10 protein-coding genes and 6 pseudogenes are annotated in these 20,765 nt (G+C 50.0%); 15 read left to right on the top strand and 1 reads right to left on the bottom strand.

Features of this window, described 5'->3' with window-relative positions; genetic code table 11:
- The first annotated feature begins 31 nt into the window (after positions 1-31).
- The 3 genes from GJ1_RS14625 to GJ1_RS14615 all read left to right on the top strand — a co-directional run bounded on the left by GJ1_RS14625 (position 32) and on the right by GJ1_RS14615 (position 6,039).
- The gene (locus GJ1_RS14625; protein WP_066233901.1) at positions 32-1,480 is read left to right on the top strand and encodes an IS66-like element ISBst12 family transposase; all 1,449 of its coding nucleotides are present in this window, start codon (positions 32-34) and stop codon (positions 1,478-1,480) included.
- Between the two features lie 164 nt (positions 1,481-1,644).
- A complete protein-coding gene (locus tag GJ1_RS14620) occupies positions 1,645-3,417 on the top strand; it encodes a FlgD immunoglobulin-like domain containing protein (protein ID WP_167346126.1) in 1,773 nt (590 codons plus the stop codon).
- A 300-nt stretch (positions 3,418-3,717) separates the two neighbouring features.
- Entirely contained in the window at positions 3,718-6,039 is a 2,322-nt protein-coding gene (locus GJ1_RS14615) for an SH3 domain-containing protein (protein WP_066233893.1), read from the top strand.
- 140 nt (positions 6,040-6,179) lie between these two features.
- Here the strand turns inward: GJ1_RS14615 and GJ1_RS14610 are convergent.
- Positions 6,180-7,210, bottom strand: a pseudogene (locus tag GJ1_RS14610) (IS4 family transposase).
- 510 nt (positions 7,211-7,720) lie between these two features.
- Between GJ1_RS14610 and GJ1_RS14605 the strand changes: the two are divergent.
- The 12 genes and pseudogenes from GJ1_RS14605 to wecB all read left to right on the top strand — a co-directional run.
- A pseudogene (locus tag GJ1_RS14605) lies at positions 7,721-8,284 on the top strand (DUF6431 domain-containing protein).
- Between the two features lie 141 nt (positions 8,285-8,425).
- Positions 8,426-9,680, top strand: a pseudogene (locus GJ1_RS14595) (IS481 family transposase).
- A pseudogene (locus GJ1_RS14590) lies at positions 9,673-10,480 on the top strand (ExeA family protein). The pseudogenes GJ1_RS14595 and GJ1_RS14590 overlap by 8 nt, the downstream one beginning before the upstream one ends.
- Before the next feature lie 583 nt (positions 10,481-11,063).
- Positions 11,064-12,314, top strand: a pseudogene (gene ltrA, locus GJ1_RS14585) (group II intron reverse transcriptase/maturase).
- A 504-nt stretch (positions 12,315-12,818) separates the two neighbouring features.
- Complete coding sequence (locus GJ1_RS14580; protein ID WP_066233888.1) at positions 12,819-13,901, top strand: glycosyltransferase family 4 protein; 1,083 nt, start codon at positions 12,819-12,821, stop codon at positions 13,899-13,901.
- 231 nt (positions 13,902-14,132) lie between these two features.
- Positions 14,133-15,251, top strand: a complete 1,119-nt coding sequence (locus GJ1_RS14575) for a DegT/DnrJ/EryC1/StrS family aminotransferase (RefSeq protein WP_066233885.1) — start codon at positions 14,133-14,135, stop codon at positions 15,249-15,251.
- A 118-nt stretch (positions 15,252-15,369) separates the two neighbouring features.
- A complete protein-coding gene (locus GJ1_RS14570) occupies positions 15,370-16,107 on the top strand; it encodes a GumC domain-containing protein (protein WP_066233884.1) in 738 nt (245 codons plus the stop codon).
- A complete protein-coding gene (locus GJ1_RS14565) occupies positions 16,104-17,117 on the top strand; it encodes a Gfo/Idh/MocA family protein (protein WP_066233881.1) in 1,014 nt (337 codons plus the stop codon). The genes GJ1_RS14570 and GJ1_RS14565 overlap by 4 nt, the downstream gene beginning before the upstream one ends.
- A gap of 15 nt (positions 17,118-17,132) precedes the next feature.
- A complete protein-coding gene (locus tag GJ1_RS14560; protein ID WP_066233878.1) occupies positions 17,133-18,446 on the top strand; it encodes a nucleotide sugar dehydrogenase in 1,314 nt (437 codons plus the stop codon).
- Positions 18,447-18,463: 17 nt separating this feature from the next.
- Positions 18,464-19,195 (top strand): acyltransferase, encoded by a 732-nt coding sequence (locus GJ1_RS14555; protein ID WP_066233875.1) that lies wholly within the window; start codon positions 18,464-18,466, stop codon positions 19,193-19,195.
- A gap of 1 nt (position 19,196) precedes the next feature.
- Positions 19,197-19,588, top strand: a pseudogene (locus GJ1_RS19360) (oligosaccharide flippase family protein); the annotation flags it as partial.
- 221 nt (positions 19,589-19,809) lie between these two features.
- Positions 19,810-20,765 (top strand): non-hydrolyzing UDP-N-acetylglucosamine 2-epimerase (gene wecB / locus GJ1_RS14545; RefSeq protein WP_066233869.1); only part of this gene is annotated, 956 nt, incomplete at its 3' end.

The following is a 20,765-nucleotide window of genomic DNA, read 5'->3' as shown; positions in this document are numbered from 1 at the left end:
GTGAATATTGATAGACAAGGAGGTGAATCGCATGTTGATGGTACAACAAGCTGTATTTACAGTTGAGAGCTTAATCGGCAAAGTTCAACAACAAAAACAGCTCATTCATCAACTCATTCAAGAAAATGAACATTTGCGTCACGAAAACAAACAACTACGCAAAGAAAATGAACAACTGAAGTACCGTGTTCAAGAGCTGGAAGCACGCACGAAAAAAAACAGCTCCAATAGCCATTTGCCCCCATCTTCTGACCGTTTTGAGAAAAAGCGTTCCTCCCGCGAGCCGTCTGGCAAAAAGCCTGGTGGGCAAGAGGGACATGAGGGGAAGACGCTCCGTCAAGTGGAACATCCACATCATCGTGTCGTCCACCGTGTGCATACGTGTCAAGGATGTGGAGCTTCTTTGCGTGAAGTCAAACCGTTCAAAGTCGATATCCGTCAAGTGTTTGATGTCCCTCCTGTGGCGATCGAGGTGACACAACATGAACGTGAAGTGAAATCGTGTCCACATTGTCGATGCGTGCAACAAGCCGAATTCCCATCCCATGTCACGAATCATGTGCAATACGGTCCACGGCTCACGGCGCTCGTTGTTTATTTACATCATATCCAATTGATCCCGTACAAGCGTTTAAGTGATACAATCGAAGCGTTATATCAACACTCGATTAGTACGGGAACCCTTGCCAATATGGTGAAACGAGGACGCGAAGCGCTGGAATCAAATATGGACATCATCGAAGACGCCTTACTTGAATCCAACATCCTGCATGTCGATGAAACGAGTTTGCGCATCAATGGGAAACTCGCATGGGTGCATGTCGCGTGTACATCGAGATATACATACTTGGCTCCTCACGCTTCTCGTGGAAAAAAAGCGACCGATGATATCGGGATTCTTCCCCGATATGAAGGGACGATGATGCACGATGCGTTCGGTACGTATCCGAAATACACACATGCCACCCATGCCCTTTGTCATGCCCACCATTTGCGTGAGTTAAAAGGATTCATCGAACAGGGGCATACGTGGGCGATGCGCATGACCACGTTTCTGTTAGCCGCCAAGCAAGCCGTCGAAGCCCATCACGGTGCACTTTCCGAAGAAGAAGCGAGACGGTGGGAACGAGTGTATGATCGCATCCTAGAAAGAGCACAACACCGATTGGAAGCGAAGACGCCTCTTCCGAAAAAAGCACTCGCTTTTGTTCGACGCCTTCAAAAACGAAAGGAAGAAGCGCTGCGTTTCTTACGTGAAGTACATGTTCCCTTTGATAACAACCAAGCCGAACGCGATCTTCGCATGGTCAAAGTCAAAGAGAACATTTCGGGTACGTTTCGCGAAGAAACATTCGCGCAGTCGTTTTGCATCGCAAGAAGCATCGTTTCCACACTGACGAAACACGAAAAAAACGTGTGGGATTCGTTATGTCTTCTGTTGGCAGGCGAAACGATCGATCGAGTTCTTTCCGCTACCTAGGGCATTTTCTATGACCGAAATGCCCTATTTGTGCTGGGCTTTTTTATACACTAGCACTGGGGTGAATAGTTACTTCGGCGGCGGGGACATTTACGATGAAAGGGAACAACAAGGTGAGTTTTTCGCTGTCCGCTTATAAAAAAGGATTGATGATCACAGCCTATGTGAAAGACAATAAAGGGTATGTGGTTCGCACGATTGTGAAAAATAAAGCTTGGGGGAGCAATCAAATTTCCATCTCTTGGGACGGGAAACGAGATAACGGAGTGTTTGTTGAGGACGGAATGTATACGGTGGCTGTCCAAGTGTCCAATGGACGCGAATCGATCACAAAAACAAAGCAAATCAAAGTGATCGACAACGTTATTCCATCCATTGAGTTGTCGGCATCGACGGTTTCTTTCTCCCCGAAGGCAAAGGGAAAGGTGTCCATCCCGTTTACGCTCAACAAGAAAGCGAAAGTGACGGCTCAGCTGTATGATTCGAAAAACAAACTAGTCAAAACGATTTTAAACAATCAATGGTTTTCTGGAGGTAAGTCCACACTTGTGTGGGATGGGAAAAACGCGAGCGGGAAACTCATGCCAGATGGAACGTATTGGCTGAAAGTATCGGCTGTCGATAATCAAAAGCGGAAATCTTCTGTTCGCAGCCAATCCGTTGTGATCGATACAAAAGTGCTGTTCGGCGGTGTGTCGCTTGGTCAAACATTGTTTAAAATGGACGGAACGGCGAAAGCCAACTTCAAGATGAATGTCAAAGAGCCAATTTTCGTATCTGCTTATGTGAAAACAGATAAAGGCGTAGTGAGCAGACAGCTTTTACGCAACCAAAAATATAGCAACGGCTCTTATACGATCAATTGGGATGGGAAAGATAACAAGAACCTGTTTGTCAATGAAGGAAGCTATTATTACACGGTCGAAATTGCCGATCCGTGCGGCAATAAAATGATCGTGAATACAGGTGCGTTCAAGCTTGAAGATTGGAGAAAACCCACTATTCAGGCACCGAACGATTTGTATTATATCCAACAAGAAGTCTTGAATATTCCTTATGTTTTATCGAAAGCGGGCAAGGTGACAATTGGCGTTTATCAAGGATCAACTCTTGTGCGTACGATTCTTTCTGAATCACAGCAAGGACCGGGAAGCAAGACGGCAACATGGGATGGAAAAGATGAAACAGGCAACTACTTAGCGGACGGACAGTACGAGATTCAAATGACAGTGGTAGACGCTCATGGGCAACAGGCTTCCGCAACAAGCCGTCTATATGTTGATTTGACAAATATCGAGGCACCGTCAGTGGTCTGGTTCTATAAAGATGACGGAAGTGAAATACACTTTCGGTTATCAGCCCCAGCTGCTGTGACAGCAGAAATTTTGGATGAGTATGGAGAGAAAGTGCGAACCATATGGAGCGATCAGCAGCTGAATGGAGGGCTTCAGACGCTGAGGTGGGATGGACTCAATGACAATGGAGAGAATGTATTCTTCGATGATGGGAGTGTATATACGTTCCGCATTACAGCCCGGTTTGCGAGCGGTGCCACGGAAACGGCTCAAGGGGAAATTAATAACGATGCCGATCCGTCATGGTTGGTGTCGCACATGTATTCATTTGCTACGGATGTCTATGATAACCGAACGGCATTAAATCTGTCGATTCAAGTAAGGGAAGCAGCGACAATGACATTGTACGTATACAATGCATATGACGGTACGTATGTCGATCAAAAAACATATTCGTTGAAGGCAAACACCGAAAATAAAATTGCTTATACTAAGAAAGACAAGTACGAAGATTATTTGTATTTGCTCGAATACAAAGACCGTTTGGGCAATGTCTACTATTACGCCATCGATGAAACAGAGGAAGGCTATTATATTGCACCAAACCGTTTGCAACGGGAGACTGATCCAAAACGCTTGTAAAACACAGAAATATCCCAAGGCTGGCAAGGACGCGAGGAGCAAACACCAGCCATGAAATCCTTTCTAACGGCACTTTTTCGTTAGAAAGGATTTTTTATTGACAAGGATTTTGATGATTGGTGTCGAAAAACATATATGTGCCTGTTTGGATCATTTTCCCTCCGTTGGATGATTGGTGAAAAAACGAGAAAATGCTTGAATTTTGCTGTATATGATCCGATAAGAAATATAGAAAAGTGAAAAACAGTCTATTTTTGACGTTTCATGTCAAATAAAAAAAGGGCGGGTGAGGAGAAGCCGATGAAAAAGATGAAGAAAGCGATTGTCCTATCGACCGGTCTTTTATTGGCATCAACCAGCTTTTCCGTCATTCCTTGGAATACGCCAGTGGTTGAAGCGGCGAGCAGTTTGAAAATCCCCAGAACCGTCTATCAAACAACAGCGAATTTGAATATAAGGGCAGGGGCGGGGACGAAGTATAAAACGGTCATCACTGTTCCAAAAGGGAAAACGGTTATTGCCACCGAGAAATTAGGAGATTGGTATAAAGTTTCCTATACATATAGTATAAAAGGCAAAGGGCACACAAAAATCGGCTGGGTGAGCGGCCGCTATTTAAAAAAGGTGTCATCGAATCCTTCTGCCGGAGCAACCGCTAGGCCGACTGCTATTCCAAAAACAACTTACCAAACAATCGCAAATGTCAATATAAGAACAGGAGCGGGAACGAAGTATAAAACGATTATGACCGTTCCGAAAGGAAAAACGGTGACGGCAACAGAAAAGCTCGGCAACTGGTATAAAGTGTCGTACCAGTATGATTGGAAAGGAAAGCGATACGTCAAAACAGGCTGGATAAGTGGCAGCTATTTGCGTGAATACGATCAATATAAGAACACAAGTGCTGCGTATTACTTCACGAAAACGACCACTTCGCTTTATGGTGTTCCGAAGCGGCAGGGAAGTACAGTTAAAGTGGCAAGCGGCAATGGACTGTATTCAACGCGAATGGTGATCAACAGCATCGGCCAAATATGGTATGAAGTGTTGTTTAAAGGAAGAAAACTATATGTTTTAGCTGACGATGTTACAAAGATCATGCCGCAACGGTTTAGCGAAACGAAGTATGAGGCAATAAAAGACGTGGGGCTATATGCGGCGCCAGGAAGTGCACACGATCGGTTGGCTACGATCCCTAAAGGAACAGTAATCACATCCGCGCTTCGCATCGGCGATTGGTATGAGGTGGTTTATAAGGAGAAAAAGGGATATATCTATATGTCTGGGGTCACAAAGTATGTTCCGGCTCCGTCAAACAGCCCGTCCAATCCAGCTCCAGAACAGCCAAGCCCTCCTCCGTCGACTTCAGTGACGGAGCAAGAAATGCTTGGGCGGACGTTTGCTGTGCGAGTGAACTTAAACGTTCGAAAGCTGCCGGATACGAACGCAGACATTCTTACGATCATTCCCAAAGGAACAATTATTGTTCCGACTCACAAAACGTCTAATAATTGGTATAAGTTGCAGTATAAAGGCCGGATAGGATATGTTTCCGGTGCTTCTGATTATGTGACCGAGGTGAAAACGGGAGCGCCGCTGGATGGCAGCCGCAATGGCTATCAGTTTCTTGACTTGCGTACAGAAGCACCAATAAAGGCCGAACAAATCAACGCTTATATCGCCAAAAATGCTGGCAATCGGCCTAGTGTATTAATTGGAAAAGGCCAAGCGTTTATTGATGCTGGAAAAAAGTATGGGGTCAATGCCTTGTATTTGGCGGCTCACGCTATTCATGAGAGTGCATTTGGTACATCGCGATTAGCGCTGACGAAATATAATTTATTTGGCTACGGTGCTTATGATGACGCTCCTTTTGTCGCTGCGTACCGCTTCCCATCAATTGAGGCGTGCATTGATTATATCGCGCGGACGATCAAGGCGACGTATTTGAATCCCAACTATCCATTGTTTAAAGGAGCTTATCTCGGCTTTCGGACGAATACGTTGGCCGGGGTGCGCGTGGATGAAAGCAGTGAAGGCATGAATTTTTACTATGCGAGCGACCCGTATTGGGGACAAATCATTGCCCGCCATATGGCTAATATGCTCGCGTATGATCCGGATGATTATGCATCAGCACGCATTAATGAAACTGTCCCTTCCCGTCCGCCAATTCCCCAAGGAGGGGATATATTTCCAAGCGGAATTGTTGCTGTTGCCAACAGCGAGTTTTCGCTTTACGGCGAAAAAGGCGGTGAAGTGGTCGCAAAAATATCCAAAGGATCTACGTTTATGCTGCTTGAGAAAACAAACGATTATTGGATTCGTCTGCAATATAATGGCCGCCAATATTGGACTAATGCTATTAAACTATATGATTATGCCCATTACATGACAGTACAAAATCTTGGAAGTGTGGCAGCGGATGGATTAAACGTTCGGTCAACGCCACAAATACGAAATGACAATATCATTGGGCAATTGAAACTGGGTCAGTACGTTCAGTTGAAACTAACCAGCAATGGCACGGTGGAACAACAAGGTCCATGGTATAAAGTCGTGCTCGATGACGGGCGGGTCGGTTGGGTGCATTCCCAGTACATCATACGTGAGTTGAAATAGTTCTTCCTTTATTTGTTGTTTCGGTGCCCCCCGGGACTCGGGGGGATTTTTTAGTGCTGTTGGAATTAGCTAGGCCAAGATGGCTGTACCAAAATATTGATGGAATGGTACAATGTGTGAGTAAAATACACGAGTGTTGATTATCCAAAATTAGACATCCCCCTTCCATAAATTTGGGCATACTCAAACAAAGCAGCGGCCATCTCGGATTTCCAATCGAGAGGAAGCTGCCCGGAGAAAAAACAGCGAACGAAAGAAATGAAGGAAAGAGGGCGCTTCGTTCGTTTTCTTGTTTGATCATACAACCATCTCAACAACACGTAGGCGATGAAAGCGGCAAACAATGGATTGTATACCGCGTTTTCGGTTGTGCCAAACAATGTCGGGACGTTGAGGTATTGTTTCACCCAACGAAAAAACACTTCAACGGTTCAACGCTTTTGATACATGTCGGCAATCGTTTCGGCGGATGCGTGAAGGATGTTCGTCACGACACGAATGTCATGACCGTTCGCATCTCGAAAGATCACGACCCGATGACGTTTGATGGAACGGCATGGTTTTGTTCCCAGCTGGCAAGTGAAATCCGCCTGAATCGATGATGAAGCGGAAGGAAGGCGTTTCAGGCTTTTTTTCTGATGAATCTCGACGTTGTCTTTCATCCGGATGACAAAAAGCTGACGCTGCTCTGTGAATCGGTCGATGCGTTCCATTTTAAAATACGCCCGGTCTTCCACCAGCAACTGTTGGGCGTTCGTCAATCGTTCTCCTACAGGGCCATCGTGGCGCAATCCGATTGTTTCCGAGACGTCCATGGGCGACGACTGTTCTGGTGAATAGGCCACGTGCAGCTTCACCCCTGCGCGCTCACCATGATAAGGAGCCCATGGGAGACGGCTTTTTCCGACCGTGACCGTCATCGAATCCACCACACGCAGTGGTTTGGGAAACCGAAGCGAACGGCGGGTTTGGCGGTTGCACTTGGAGACGATCAGGGCAAATAAGCGTTTCATGACGTCATAGGGAACTTCTTTTGCTTTCTTGGATACGGTCGAGTAATGAAATTTCGGCAATCCATACAAAGGAGCAACGTAAAGGTTCGAGATGCATCACGATAGCCAACGGCTTCGGCAATGGTTTGAAGTTCTTCGTCGGAAAGTGTGAGTAAAATATTTGTGGGTGGAGTTCAGGAATGATCCCCGACGAGGATTGCGAACTTTTGTTCGCGATTCTCGTCGGGGCCACCAAGCGAAGCGCGGTAAGATTCAAAAGCAAAACACATGAAAAAGGACTCTTTCTGCTATGATGGTGATTAGCCAATTACCCAAAAATAGGAAGGGGAGAGTCCTGAAAATTCAACAACATCTTATCACGAGCTTTTTGAGATGTTAATTTTTTTCAAGGAACATTGTACAACCCGATACTTCTCCTCCTATGCTCACTAGGCATTTCTTTTGTCTTATTCCTATATTCCAAGTAAAAAAGGGCATATGAATCCCTTTTCCCGTTTTAACCCTATTGAAAATGGTACTGTAAATTATCACTTTATTTCAGAACAAAAGAGCCATTTTTTTGCACATTTTTTCAGAAAGCCCACTCCCCTTTTCTGAAAGAATGTGCTAAATTTTTTGTGAATTATTTCGGACGAGAATATCCATTGGTTAGGGGAGGGGGAGAAGGAGTGATCCAATTTCACGACTTTGGCATTGACGTCCAAACGTATGCAGACCGTGGGAAAGAGAATGATTTCCCTCTAGTGAAACATTGTCCCCATTGCCAGTCCCCTCGCGCATTGTATCGCCATGGCTGCTATGAACGCTATGCATTGACGGCAGAGGGGGAATATCGCCTTTGGATCGCGCGGTATCGCTGTCGGGAATGCCGCAAAACGGTGAGTGTGCTGCCTTCCTTTCTCCTCCCGTATTTTCAGTATACGCTGTCTGTCATCTGGCAAGTGGTCAAAGAGTGGCTGGAAAAGACGAAACGACAAAAGGAAAGGATGACCGCCCCCTTTCCGACTAAGGACGGCGTCATCTTTTATGTCCGACGATTTTTACGAAACCTCTCCCGCCTGCACCACGTGTTTGCGAGGCGGTGGAGGATCATGGGCCCTGTCGCGAAACCAAAAACGGAACAGGCGGTCTAGTGGATCCGGACATTGGAGGAACGCGGCGTTGGATCGGTCATCCAGGTCTTGTGGGTGGACGAGGGTTGGCGCCTGTTTGCGGATCAAATCGGTTCCTGATTTTACATAAACAACCGAAAATGGATGTTGTTGATGTTTCCACAAACCTTTCCTCTCAACGGGCATCGAGGGATTTCGTAAGATAGGGATCAGATGGACCGGGACGGTCCCCATTCCCTGTGAGACAAGGAGGAATTCCGAATGGATGAATCGATGAGACACGACATCGCCCTGTTTCGGTACGGGCTGATCGCTCCATTGGTGAATGGGCAGGTGGAACCGAAGGCGTATTTGAAAGAGGTGAGCGAGCAAGTGCATACCGTTCCTCATCAAGGGGAAAAGTCGATTGCGGCGAAGACGATTCTCGATTGGGGCGCCCGATACAAAAAAGGGGGCTTCGACGCCTTGAAGCCGAAACGCCGCTCGGATCGCGGCCGCTCCCGACGTCCGTCGCCCGATGACGAGAATCATATTTTAGCCCTAAGGAAGGAACATCCCACCATGCCCGTGACCGTATTCTACGAACAACCCACCAAGCAGGGGGGACATTCTCACCACCCTCTCATACTTTACTATATAATACCGATTTTTGAAAAAATACAACCTGGTGGGGAAAGAAATCTTGCCGATGCCGGAGCGAAAGCGTTTTGCGTATGAAGAGATCAACGAGCTATGGCAAGGAGACCTATCCCACGGCCCTACGATTCGGGTTGATGGAAAGCTTCAAAAAACGTTTTTGATCGCCTATATCGATGACTGCTCGCGATTGGTGCCGTATGCCCAGTTTTTCCCTTCGGAGAAGTTTGACGGGCTGCGGATCGTCACGAAGGAAGCGGTGCTTCGTTGCGGGAAGCCGAAGCGCATTTACTCGGACAACGGGAAAATTTATCGATCCGGGGTGCTGCAGTATGCGTGCGCCGAGATGGGGATTACGCTGATTCACACCCAGCCGTATGATCCGCAAAGCAAAGGGAAAATCGAACGGTTCTTCCGCACCGTACAGACGCGGTTTTATCCGCTTTTGGAACTGGATCCGCCAAAGTCGCTTGACGAGCTGAACGAGCGATTTTGGAAGTGGCTGGAGGAAGAGTATCATCGAAAACCGCACGCCTCGCTCAACGGGAAAACGCCGCATGAGGTGTTTCAATCCCAGGTGGAACGGGTGGTGTGGATCGAAGACATCGATTGGCTGGACGCGATTTTCCTAAAACGGGAATACCGCAAGGTGAAAGCCGATGGAACGATCACCTTGAACAAGCAGCTGTATGAAGTGCCGCCTCGGTTCATTGGACAATCGATTGAACTCAGCTATGACGAACGAGGCGTCTATGTGTACGAAGAGGGCAAACGGGTGGCGGAAGCCGTTCGGGTGCGTTTGGAGGATAACGCCTATGTGAAGCGCCACCGGTCGCCGTTTGCGATAGTTTCAGCGAAGGAGGGAGAGCATGATGTATAAAACGTTTTATTCCCTCCTGCGAGAGCCGTTTGCGAAAGACACCGACCCGTCCGAGGCGTATCCGGGCGCGGCGTTTCAGGAAGCGCTGCAGGCGCTGGAGTACGTGAAGCGGACCCGGGGGATCGGGCTGTTGATCGGAGAGCCGGGGGTTGGCAAGACGTTCGCGCTTCGGGCGTTGAAAGAATCATTGAGTCCCTCCTTGCATCATGTTGTCTACTTTCCGTTATCGACCGGAGGCGTGATGGATTTTTACCGTGGGTTGGCCCTTGGACTGGGGGAAGAACCCAAATACCGCAAGGTGGACCTCTTTCGCCAAATCCAGCAAGCCATTGAGCGGTTGCATCATGAACGGCGGATCACGCCGGTGTTCATTTCGGACGAGATGCATTTCGCAAAGGATGCCTTTTTACAGGACATCGCGATCTTGTTCAACTTTGAGATGGATTCGACCAACCCCTTTGTCTTGATTTTAGCCGGGCTGCCCCATTTACAGGGAAAGCTGCGGCTCAATCAGCATCGCCCTCTCGATCAGCGGATCATCATGCATCATGCGATGCCGGATGGGGCCGCTGGAGAAGGAAGAGGTGGAGGGCTGCATCGAGCATCGGTTGAAACAGGCCGGGGCAAAGCATCCGATCTTCACGCCGTCGGCGTTGGAGGCGATCGCTCTGCAGTCGCGGGGGTGGCCCCGTGTGATCAACACGTTGGCCACGACGTGCTTGTTGTAGGGGCATCAGCTGAAAAAGGACGTCATTGACGAGGAAGTGGTGCGTATGGCAGCAGAGGAAATGGGGTATTAGCACTGAAGTGGCCGATTCCGGCCCCTTCGGTGCCTCGTACGCCCGGCATGGGTGCGACGCTATAGGGTGAAAGTCCCGAAAGGGGGCTGGCGAGCGCCTACCGTTAGCTGAAGGCAAGGGTGTCCACCGCGAGGTGGAATCTGAAGGAAGCTGGAGGCAAACACTCGACCTGAGGTACACGAACCCAATTTGAGACCGCCACAGTCGGATGAGTCTGCCAAACAAGACGAAGTCCTAAGCCGCCAAGGGCTGTGGAGGTATATTGGGCAGTTGCATGAGTGGAAAGTGTCCACCCTTATCCGGGGAGGCCTGTACGGAACGCCTTCTAACGATGGCAACCAGAAGTGCTGAGCGTACAGGAGTCAGCAGAGGCCATAGTACTGGAGTAAGGGACGCCTAAAACAGGAAGGGCCGAACGTCAACTCAGGGATGAATTAGACTCTTTCGAGATGTTGCGCGTGGAAGCAGAATTCCCTAGGGAACTCACTTGAGGAAGCATGGGTGAAGCCCGGAGGGCCTCAAGTCGAGGGCTGAGCGCAACCCGGCAAGACCTGAACCTCATCCCGCGGAAGGAGAAGATCGCGTGGCTTTGTTGGAGCGCATCCTAGCGAGAGACAACCTCATCACGGCGCTGAAACGGGTCGAAGCCAACCAGGGAGCACCGTGAATCGATGGAGTATCGACCGATCAATTCCGTGATTACATCCGCACTCACTGGAGCACGATCCGAGCCCAACTTTTGGAGGGAACCTATCGGCCGGCGCTTGTCCACAGGGTCGAAATCCCGAAACAGGGCGGCGGCACAAGACAGCTAGGCATTCCCACCGTGGTGGATCGGTTGATCCAACAGGCCATCCTCCAAGAACTGACGCCGATCTTTGACCCGGATTTCTCCCCCTGCAGCTTCGGATTCCGTCCAGGCCGGAGCTCCCATGACGCCGTTCGGCAAGCACAGCAATACATCCGGGAAGGATACCGGTATGTAGTCGACATCGATCTGGAAAAGTTCTTTGACCGAGTCAACCATGACATCCTGATGAGCCGGGTGGTTCGGAAAGTCAAAGATAAACGCGTGCTGAAACTGATCCGTGCGTACCTGCAAGCCGGTGTCATGTTGGAAGGGGTGAAGGTGCAGACAGAGGAGGGAACGCCGCAAGGCGGGCCTCTCAGCCTCCTGCTGGCGAACATTCTCCTCGATGAGTTGGACAAAGAGCTGGAGAAACGAGGGTTAAAATTCTGCCACTACGCGGATGACTGCAATATTTACGTGAAAAGTCGGCGGGCAGGACTACGGGTGAAACAAAACATTCAGCGGTTCTTGGAGAGAAAGCTCAAACTCAAGGTTAACGAGGAGAAAAGTGCAGTAGACCGTCCGTGGAAGCGTACGTTCCTTCAGAACGGGAAGCGCGAATCCGCCTCGCTCCGAGGTCGATTCAACGCTTGAAACAGCGAATTCGACAGCTGACCAATCCCAACTGGAGTCTGTCTATGCAAGAGCGTATCCATCGCTTGAACCAATACACCATGGGATGGATCGGATACTTCCAACTAATCGAACCCCCATCCGTCCTCAAGGACATAGAGGGATGGATCCGCAGAAGACTTCGACTCTGCCTGCCAATGGCTTCAGTGGAAACGGATCAGAACGAGAATCCGCGAGTTAAGAGCGCTGGGGCTGAAGGAGACAGCGGTCATGGAGATCGCCAATACTCGAAAAGGAGCTTGGCGGACAACGAAAACGCCACAACTGTATCAAGCCTTGGGCAAGCAGTACTGGCTAGCCCAAGGCCTCAAGAGTTTGACGCAACGATATTTCGAACTCCGTCAAGGTTGACGAACCGCCTAGTGCGGACCCGCATGCTAGGTGGTGTGAGGGGACGGGGGTTAGCCGCCCCCTCCTACTCGATCCCCTTTTCCCTTTTTCGTTTCCCCTTTTCGATCTGCTCATCAGGGGTCTGGAAATGATCGTCTGAAAGAATGTGCAAACGTTCCGAAATAAACTGCAAAATCCGGGATAATTCGCAAAAATTTTGCACATTATTTCGGAATCTATCTGAAATAATTTGAAAAAGAGATTCTGAAATAATGTGCTAATTACAGGTGCTTTAAAACAGATAATCCCTCCTTATTCGTTTACACTGCACAGACAAGACTTCTCATCTTGTCCTTTTTCTTTTCACGGGTTCGACCAAGATTTTTGCGGCAAGGGGGGAGAAAAGAAATTTTCCATCATTGGGGACAAAAAAGGGGTGTAAAAAAAGATTGATTTACTCATCGTATATGGTAACATAAAGATGATGTGTGTTTTCGCGATTTTATAAGGCCAAGGTGGTTGCACATGAATATAGAAGCATTTGCGGCATGTTTGGCTTCGTTTATCACGGTATTGGTCATCACCCCGTTCGTGATCAAGCTCGCCATCAAAATTGGCGCGGTCGATCGGCCGAACGGGAGAAAAGTGCATACAAAGGTCATGCCAAGGCTCGGGGGATTGGCCATTTTTATCGGTGTCGCCGTCGGCTATTTTGTCGGCGGGGTGTATAAAGAGCAAGTGACGGGGATGACGGTCGGCGCCATCATCATCGTGCTTGTCGGGATGCTCGACGATTTGTACGAGCTGTCGCCAAAAGTGAAGCTGGCCGGCCAGCTGTTGGCGGGGCTCGTTGTTGTCGCTTCCGGGCTGAAGGTCGATCTTTTGACCGTCCCGTTTGTCGGCACGTTTGAGTTGGGGCTGTGGAGCTACCCGATCACCATATTTTGGATTGTCGCCATTACGAACGCCATCAACTTGATCGACGGGCTCGATGGGCTGTCGGCGGGCATTTCTGCCATTGGGATTGCGGCCATTGCCGTCATGGCGGGCATGGCGGGCAAAATGCTCATTTTCACGCTCTGCCTGATCATCTTGGGCAGCGTCATCGCTTTCTTGTTTTACAACTTCCACCCAGCGAAAATTTTCATGGGGGATACCGGCGCGTTGTTTTTAGGATATGCGATTTCCGTCTTGTCGGTGCTGGGGCTTTACAAAAGCGTGACGCTTTTCAGTTTCGTCGTTCCATTGATTATTTTGGGCGTCCCGATTTTCGACACGACGTTTGCCATTATTCGCCGCATTGTCAATAAAAGGCCAATTTCGGCGCCGGACAAATCGCATCTTCACCATCGGCTGCTGGCTCTTGGCTTTTCCCATCGCAACACGGTGTTGCTCATTTATGCGTTTGGTCTTATGTTTGCCATCAGCGCCATTTTGTTCTCCGCCTCGACGTTATGGCAGTCCATTCTCATCGTCTTTGCCTTGATCGTCTTTGGGGAACTGCTTGCTGAACTGATCGGCTTGGTCAATGATCAGTACAAGCCGTTTATGACCTTTATTCGCAAGTTGCTTCGGGGAAGCCGGAAAGTATACGGAAATGACCGATAAATAGCAAATGGGCCGTTTGTGTCATGAAAGGGACAAACGGCTTTTTTCAGGAATTGCCCGTCTTTGGAAAATTATACCCTTCTTTTTCGTTGTTTATGCAGCTTCTGCAGTTCCTTCGCTGATTTTTTTTGCGGCAAGGCCAAGATTGCCACAAAACTGTCATTATATATTGGCGCAAATGTGATAAACTAAACATGTTTATTATATTTTTTGGATTTGGAGGAACTTGCGATGAATGTGCCAATGTTGGATTTAAGCGAACAGTACGAACAATTGAAGCCGGAGATTATGCGCGTATTGGACGAAGTGATGCGCTCCTCCCGCTTTATTTTGGGGGACTATGTGAAAAAGATGGAAGCAGAAATTGCCGCCTACAGCCGGGCGAAACACGGGATCGGCTGCGGCAACGGAAGCGATGCGATACATATTGCTTTGCAAGCGGCCGGCGTCGGGCCGGGCGATGAAGTGATCACGACGACGTTCACCTTTTTCGCGACTGGAGGGGCGATTGCACGGGCCGGCGCCAAACCGGTGTTTGTCGATATCGATCCGGTGACGTTCAACATCGATCCGGCGCAAATTGAAGCGGCGGTGACGGAGAAGACGAAAGCCATCATCCCGGTGCATTTGTACGGGCAAATGGCCGATATGGAGGCGATCGCGGCGATTGCCAAGCGGCACGGATTGGTTGTCATCGAAGATGCAGCCCAAGCGATCGGGGCGAAATACAACGGGAAATGCGTCGGCGAGCTCGGGACGGCGGCGACGTACAGCTTCTTCCCGACGAAAAACTTGGGCGCATACGGGGACGGCGGCATGATCATTACGAACGATGACGAACTGGCGGAAAAATGCCGGGTCATCCGCGTCCATGGCAGCAAGCCGAAATATTATCATCATGTGCTCGGCTACAACAGCCGCCTTGATGAGATGCAAGCGGCGATTTTAAGCGTCAAATTCCCGCATCTTGATCGGTGGACGGAATTGCGGCGCAAGCATGCGGCGACGTATACGCGCCTGCTAGAGGAGGCGGTCGGCGACCTTGTTGTGACGCCGAAAGAAGTCGAAGGGCGCTATCATGTGTTTCATCAATACACGATTCGAGCACCGAAGCGAGACGAGCTGCTAGCGTTTTTGAAAGAACAAGGGATTGCGACGATGGTGTACTACCCGCTTCCGCTGCATTTGCAGCCGGTGTTTGCTTCGCTCGGGTACAAGGAAGGGCAGCTGCCGGAGGCGGAAAAAGCGGCGAAAGAAGCGCTGTCGCTGCCGATGTTCCCAGAGCTGAAAGAGGAGCAGCAGCAGTACGTCGTGGAGAAAATCGCGGAATTTTATCGCCATTTTGCTTGATCACCCAATCGGCTAAAGGAAACGTCACTTGCGCACAGCAATGGCGTTTTCTTTGGCGTTGGATCATTTGTTTTGTTCGCAAAACTTTGTTATTTTATGATAAGGGATGGTGGCCGGATTGGCGGCGGAAAAACGACCGTTTGTGCTATATGAATATTTGCGCTTTTTTTGGCAGCGAAAATGGTGGTTTCTTGTCGTTCCGCTTGCAATGATCGTTTTGACCGTCATCGCAGGGCGGCTTTTGCTGCAGGGAGAGAAGTATACGGGGAAAGCTGTCGTGTTTACCGGATCGATTGACGTCAAAGAGTTGACGGATCCGAAAAATATAGAGGCGAAGTTTCCTGATGTGAAAAACTTGGATGTCGTCGTTCCGGAGGAACAGTACGTGCAACTAACGATCAAAGGCGACAATGAACAAGCCGTAAACCGTGAATTGAAGCGGGTGGTGTCGGAATACAGCAAGGAGCTCGAGCGCCATTCGCAAGAGCGGATTGATGTCACGACGAAATACTTGCGTGCGTTGGAAGAACGGGAGCGCACATTGCGGCAAAAAGTTGATTATTATAGTGAACAAGTGCAGTCGGGCCGCTTGAATCCGGAACAGCTCAATGACATCAGCGATTTATTGGTCGAGTCGGAAAACAATTTGACTGAAGTGATGGAGCGCGTCAATCGCATCCGCGGCAATCTTGTCTTTTACGAAAAACCTGCTGTATTGTCGGAAACGGTGGCGAAATCGAAAACGTATACGGGGCAGCTTGCGGCGATCGGCCTTGTCCTCGGCCTGTTTTTGACGGTCGTTTGGCTCGTGCTTTGGAAGTATATATTGGACGCGAGGAGGTACTATTCTTCATGATCCATTTTGCCATTGTCGGCATGGGGCATATCGCGAAAAAACATATCGATGCCATTGAAAAGGCGGATGGCGCCGAGCTGGCCGCGGTGTGCGACACGAACCCGGAACGGTTGCGCGACGTGCCGGATGCGCCTGTTTACACTGACATGGAGACGATGTTGAAGGAAAATGAGCAGATTGATGTCGTCAACATTTGCGTTCCGTCCGGATTGCATGCGCCATTGACCAAGCTGGCGGCCCGTTATCACCGCCATATCATTGTAGAAAAGCCGATGGCGCTCCGCGCGGGCGACGCCGAAGAGATGATCCGCACGGCGAAAGAATACGGCGTGAAGCTCGCGGTCGTTCATCCGAACCGCTTCCGTCCAGCCATTCGAAAACTGAAAGAGGCAATGGAGCGCGGCGTGTTCGGAAAACTGAGCCATGCGAACGCTACGGTGCGCTGGAATCGAAATCAAGCCTATTATGACCAGGCGGCGTGGCGAGGGACGAAAGAGTTTGATGGCGGCGTCTTGATGAATCAGGCGATTCACAATTTGGATTTGCTGCTTTGGCTGATGGGGCCGGTGAGAGCGGTGCAAGCGATGGCGGCGACCCGTCTGCGCAAGATTGAGACGGAAGATGTCGCGGCGGCAGTCGTCGAGTTCGAGAGCGGGGCGCTTGGCGTCATTGAGGCAGCGACGACGATTTATCCGCAAAACTTGGAGGAGTCGATCGCCATTTTCGGTGAAAGGGCATCGGTGAAAATCGGCGGCCGGACGGCCAACTTTATCGAAACATGGGAAGTGGAAGGCGTCAGTGAGGAAGAACGAGCCAGGCTCATAGATGAGATCAACGCTGACCCGTTTGGCAAGCCAGGGCATCAATGGATCATTGAGGATATGGTGCAAGCCATTCAACAAGATCGCGAGCCGATCGTCACCGGTTTGGATGGATTGGCTCCTGTCCGGCTGATCGAAGCGATTTTGCGTTCGGCGGAAACGGGGACAAGAGTGCAACTATCTGATTAGAAAGGAATGAGAGGAATGAACTACGCAGAACGGCTGTTGCAAAAGTTTGAGAAGCGTGATGCGGTTATCGGCGTGGTTGGGCTTGGCTATGTCGGACTGCCGCTGGCCGTCGAAAAGGCAAAAGCAGGGTTTCACGTTATCGGCTTTGACATCCAACAAAGCCGCGTCGATCAAGTGAACAATGGGATCAACTACATCGGCGATGTTGTCGATGAAGATTTGCATGAGATGGTCAAGCAAGGGCGGCTCATGGCGACGACCGATTACGCCCGCATCGCAGAAGTTGATGCTGTGGCGATCGCAGTGCCGACTCCGCTCGATGAGCATCACCAGCCGGATACATCCTACGTCGAAAATTCGGCAAACGAAGTCGCCAAATACGCCCATGAAGGAATGCTTGTCGTGTTGGAGTCGACCACCTATCCGGGCACGACGGAAGAAATCGTAAAACCGGCATTGGAGAAAAAAGGGCTTGTCGTTGGGGAGACGGTGTTCGTCGCCTATTCGCCGGAGCGGGTCGACCCAGGCAACAAGCAGTTTAAGACGAAAAATACGCCGAAAGTGGTCGGCGGCGTGACGAAAACGTGCACTAAAGTGGCGGCGGCGATGTATCGTGCGGTGCTTGAAGGCGATGTACACGAGGTGTCAAGCCCGGCGGTGGCGGAGATGGAGAAAATTTTTGAAAATACGTTCCGCCATATCAACATTGCACTGGCGAACGAGATGGCCATTTTGTGCGAGCGGATGGGCATTGACGTTTGGGAAGTGATCGAGGCGGCGAAAACGAAGCCGTACGGATTTATGGCGTTTTACCCGGGCCCGGGGCTTGGCGGCCATTGCATTCCGATCGACCCGTTTTATTTGACATGGAAAGCGCGTGAATACAACTACCATACGCGCCTGATCGAGCTGGCCGGCGAAATCAATAATGCCATGCCGGAATACGTTGTCAATCGCGCAATGCTCATTTTGAACGAAGAAGGGAAGGCGATGCGCGGTTCGAAGGTGGCGGTGCTCGGCGTCGCCTACAAAAAAGACATTGATGATGTGCGTGAATCGCCGGTGCTTAAAATTGTCGAGTTGCTGGAACAATACGGGGCGGAATTTTCCGTCGTCGACCCGTATGTTCCGTCGTTCCGAGCGTGCAACCGGGTGATTGAGACGGTTGAGTTGACGCCAGAGTTGCTCGAACAGTCGGACCTTGTCTTGATTACGACAGATCATTCCAACATCGACTATGAAATGGTCGCTCGTCACAGCCGGGTCGTGTTTGATACGCGCAACGCCATGAAAGGCGTGTCGAAACCAGCGAAATACGTCAAATTGTAAGCGAAGGAGACGAAACCATGAACGTTGTCGATCCCTCTGTTGTTTGCGGTGAACGTGTCGAAATTGGCCATTTTACTGTCATTGAGGCGAATGTGAAAATCGGAGACGATGTTAAAATCGGCCATCGCGTCACGATTCACGAAGGAACTGTTATCGGTGACGGCGTGACGATCGCCGACGGCGCGGTGCTCGGCAAGCCGCCGAAGCCAGCGAAAACGAGCACGGTCAAATTGGAAGGCGAGCTGCCGCCGCTTGTGATCGGCGACCATTGCACGATCGGCGCCAATGCGGTCATCTACCGGGGAGCGGTGCTCGGCGCCTATACGTTGGTTGCGGATTTGGCGAGCGTGCGCGAAAACGTGCAAATCGGCCAATATGTGATCGTCGGGCGCGGAGTGTGCGTGGAAAACCATGTTCAAATCGGCGATCGGACGAAAATCCAGTCGAACTCCTACATCACCGCGTATACGACGCTCGAAGACCATGTGTTCATCGCGCCGTGCGTCACGACGACCAATGACAACTACATGGGGCGGACGGAAGAACGGTTTGCCAAAATCAAAGGGGCGACTGTCAAACGCGGGGCACGTGTCGGGGGCGGGGCGATTCTTCTCCCGGGCGTGACGGTGGCGGAAGAGACGTTTGTCGCTGCTGGAGCGCTTGTCACGAAAGATACGGAACCGAAAACGGTCGTGAAAGGATTCCCAGCGCGCTTTAGCAAAATGGTTGACGAGCGGGAGTTGTTATAAATTGTTCTCGGCATTCAAGCGTTTAGGAGCGGACTCGCTCCTTTACGCGTTTATGAACGTCGGCACGAAGCTGATTGCCTTTTTGATGCTGCCGATTTATACAAGCTATTTGTCCAAGGCGCAGTATGGGGCGGTCCACTTGATCGGCTAGTGGACGTCGGTGCTGACGTTTCTCGTCATTTTCGGTACGGATTCGGCGCTCTCTTTTTACTATTACGACAAAGACGACAAGGAGAGGCGCCTTTTGTATGTGCGCAACGTCATGTACTTTCGGCTGTTTGTCGCCGCCATTTTACGATTTTCGTCATGGCGACAACAGTGTTGCGGTTTGAATTTCAAACGAAAAAAGTCGTGATATGGACGCTCGTGAAAATGCTGCTTGTCGCCGTGTTGATCGTGATTTGCGTCTTCCGATGCGCACGGTTGAGGACGAAAATGCACAAAATACTTGATAACTGTTCACCTGATGAAGACGTCTGGCGAGGAATGAGAAAATGTTTCTTCAAAGGATTTTCTTACACGGAAAACCGCATGGCCATGATCCGTTTTGCAGTCGGGAACCGATGATGTTCCAGATACACTGTTTGTCACCAACGTTCTAGGAGGTGTTTTCGATGAAGATCGCTACCGTGTTAGGCGCCAGACCGCAGTTTATCAAGGCTGCTCCCGTCTCGCGCGTCTTGCGGAAACAATATACCGAAGTGCTGATCCATACCGGGCAGCACTATGACCCGAATATGTCGGCCATTTTTTTTAAGGAGTTGAACATTCCGACACCTGATTATTATTTAGGAGTTGGATCAGGCAGCCACGGGAAGCAAACAGGGGAAATGTTGATCAAAATTGAAGAAATTGTCATGCAGGAAAAACCGGATTACGTGCTCGTCTATGGTGATACAAATTCGACGCTTGCCGGCGCGTTGGTCGCTTCGAAGTTGCACATTCCGGTCATCCACGTCGAAGCCGGGCTGCGCAGCTTCAACAAGCAGATGCCGGAAGAAATCAACCGCATCATGACGGATCATGTCTCCGAGCTCTTATTTTGCCCAACGGAGACAGCCGTGGAAAACTTGCGAAAAGAAAATATTACGCGAAACGTCTGGAACGTCGGCGACGTCATGTATGACGCCATTTTGTACAACAAGGAGCTCGCACAGCGCCAATCGAACATTTTGGATGAGTTGTCGCTTGCGGAACAATCCTACTACTTAATCACCATCCATCGGGCGGAAAACACTGATGATCCGAACAAATTGAAAGCCATTTTGGCTGCTTTTAGGGACATCGAGGGGACGAAAGTGTGGCCGATTCACCCGCGGACGCGGCATAAGCTTGAAGAATATGGACTGGATGCTGCGGCGATTCCAGGGCTTCGGCTGATTGATCCGGTCGGTTATTTGGACATGCTTCGGCTGGAAGGCGGAGCGAAAAAGATCATCACCGATTCAGGAGGCGTACAGAAGGAGGCGTATTTCCTTCGTGTGCCTTGCGTGACGGTGCGCGAACAAACCGAATGGGTGGAAACGCTCGGAAGCGGGGCGAACATCTTAACCGGCACGGACCGTGAGAA

Source organism: Geobacillus jurassicus NBRC 107829, assembly GCF_001544315.1.
In the GTDB taxonomy this organism is placed as follows: domain Bacteria; phylum Bacillota; class Bacilli; order Bacillales; family Anoxybacillaceae; genus Geobacillus; species Geobacillus jurassicus.
This window is presented reverse-complemented; position numbering and strand designations above follow the sequence as displayed.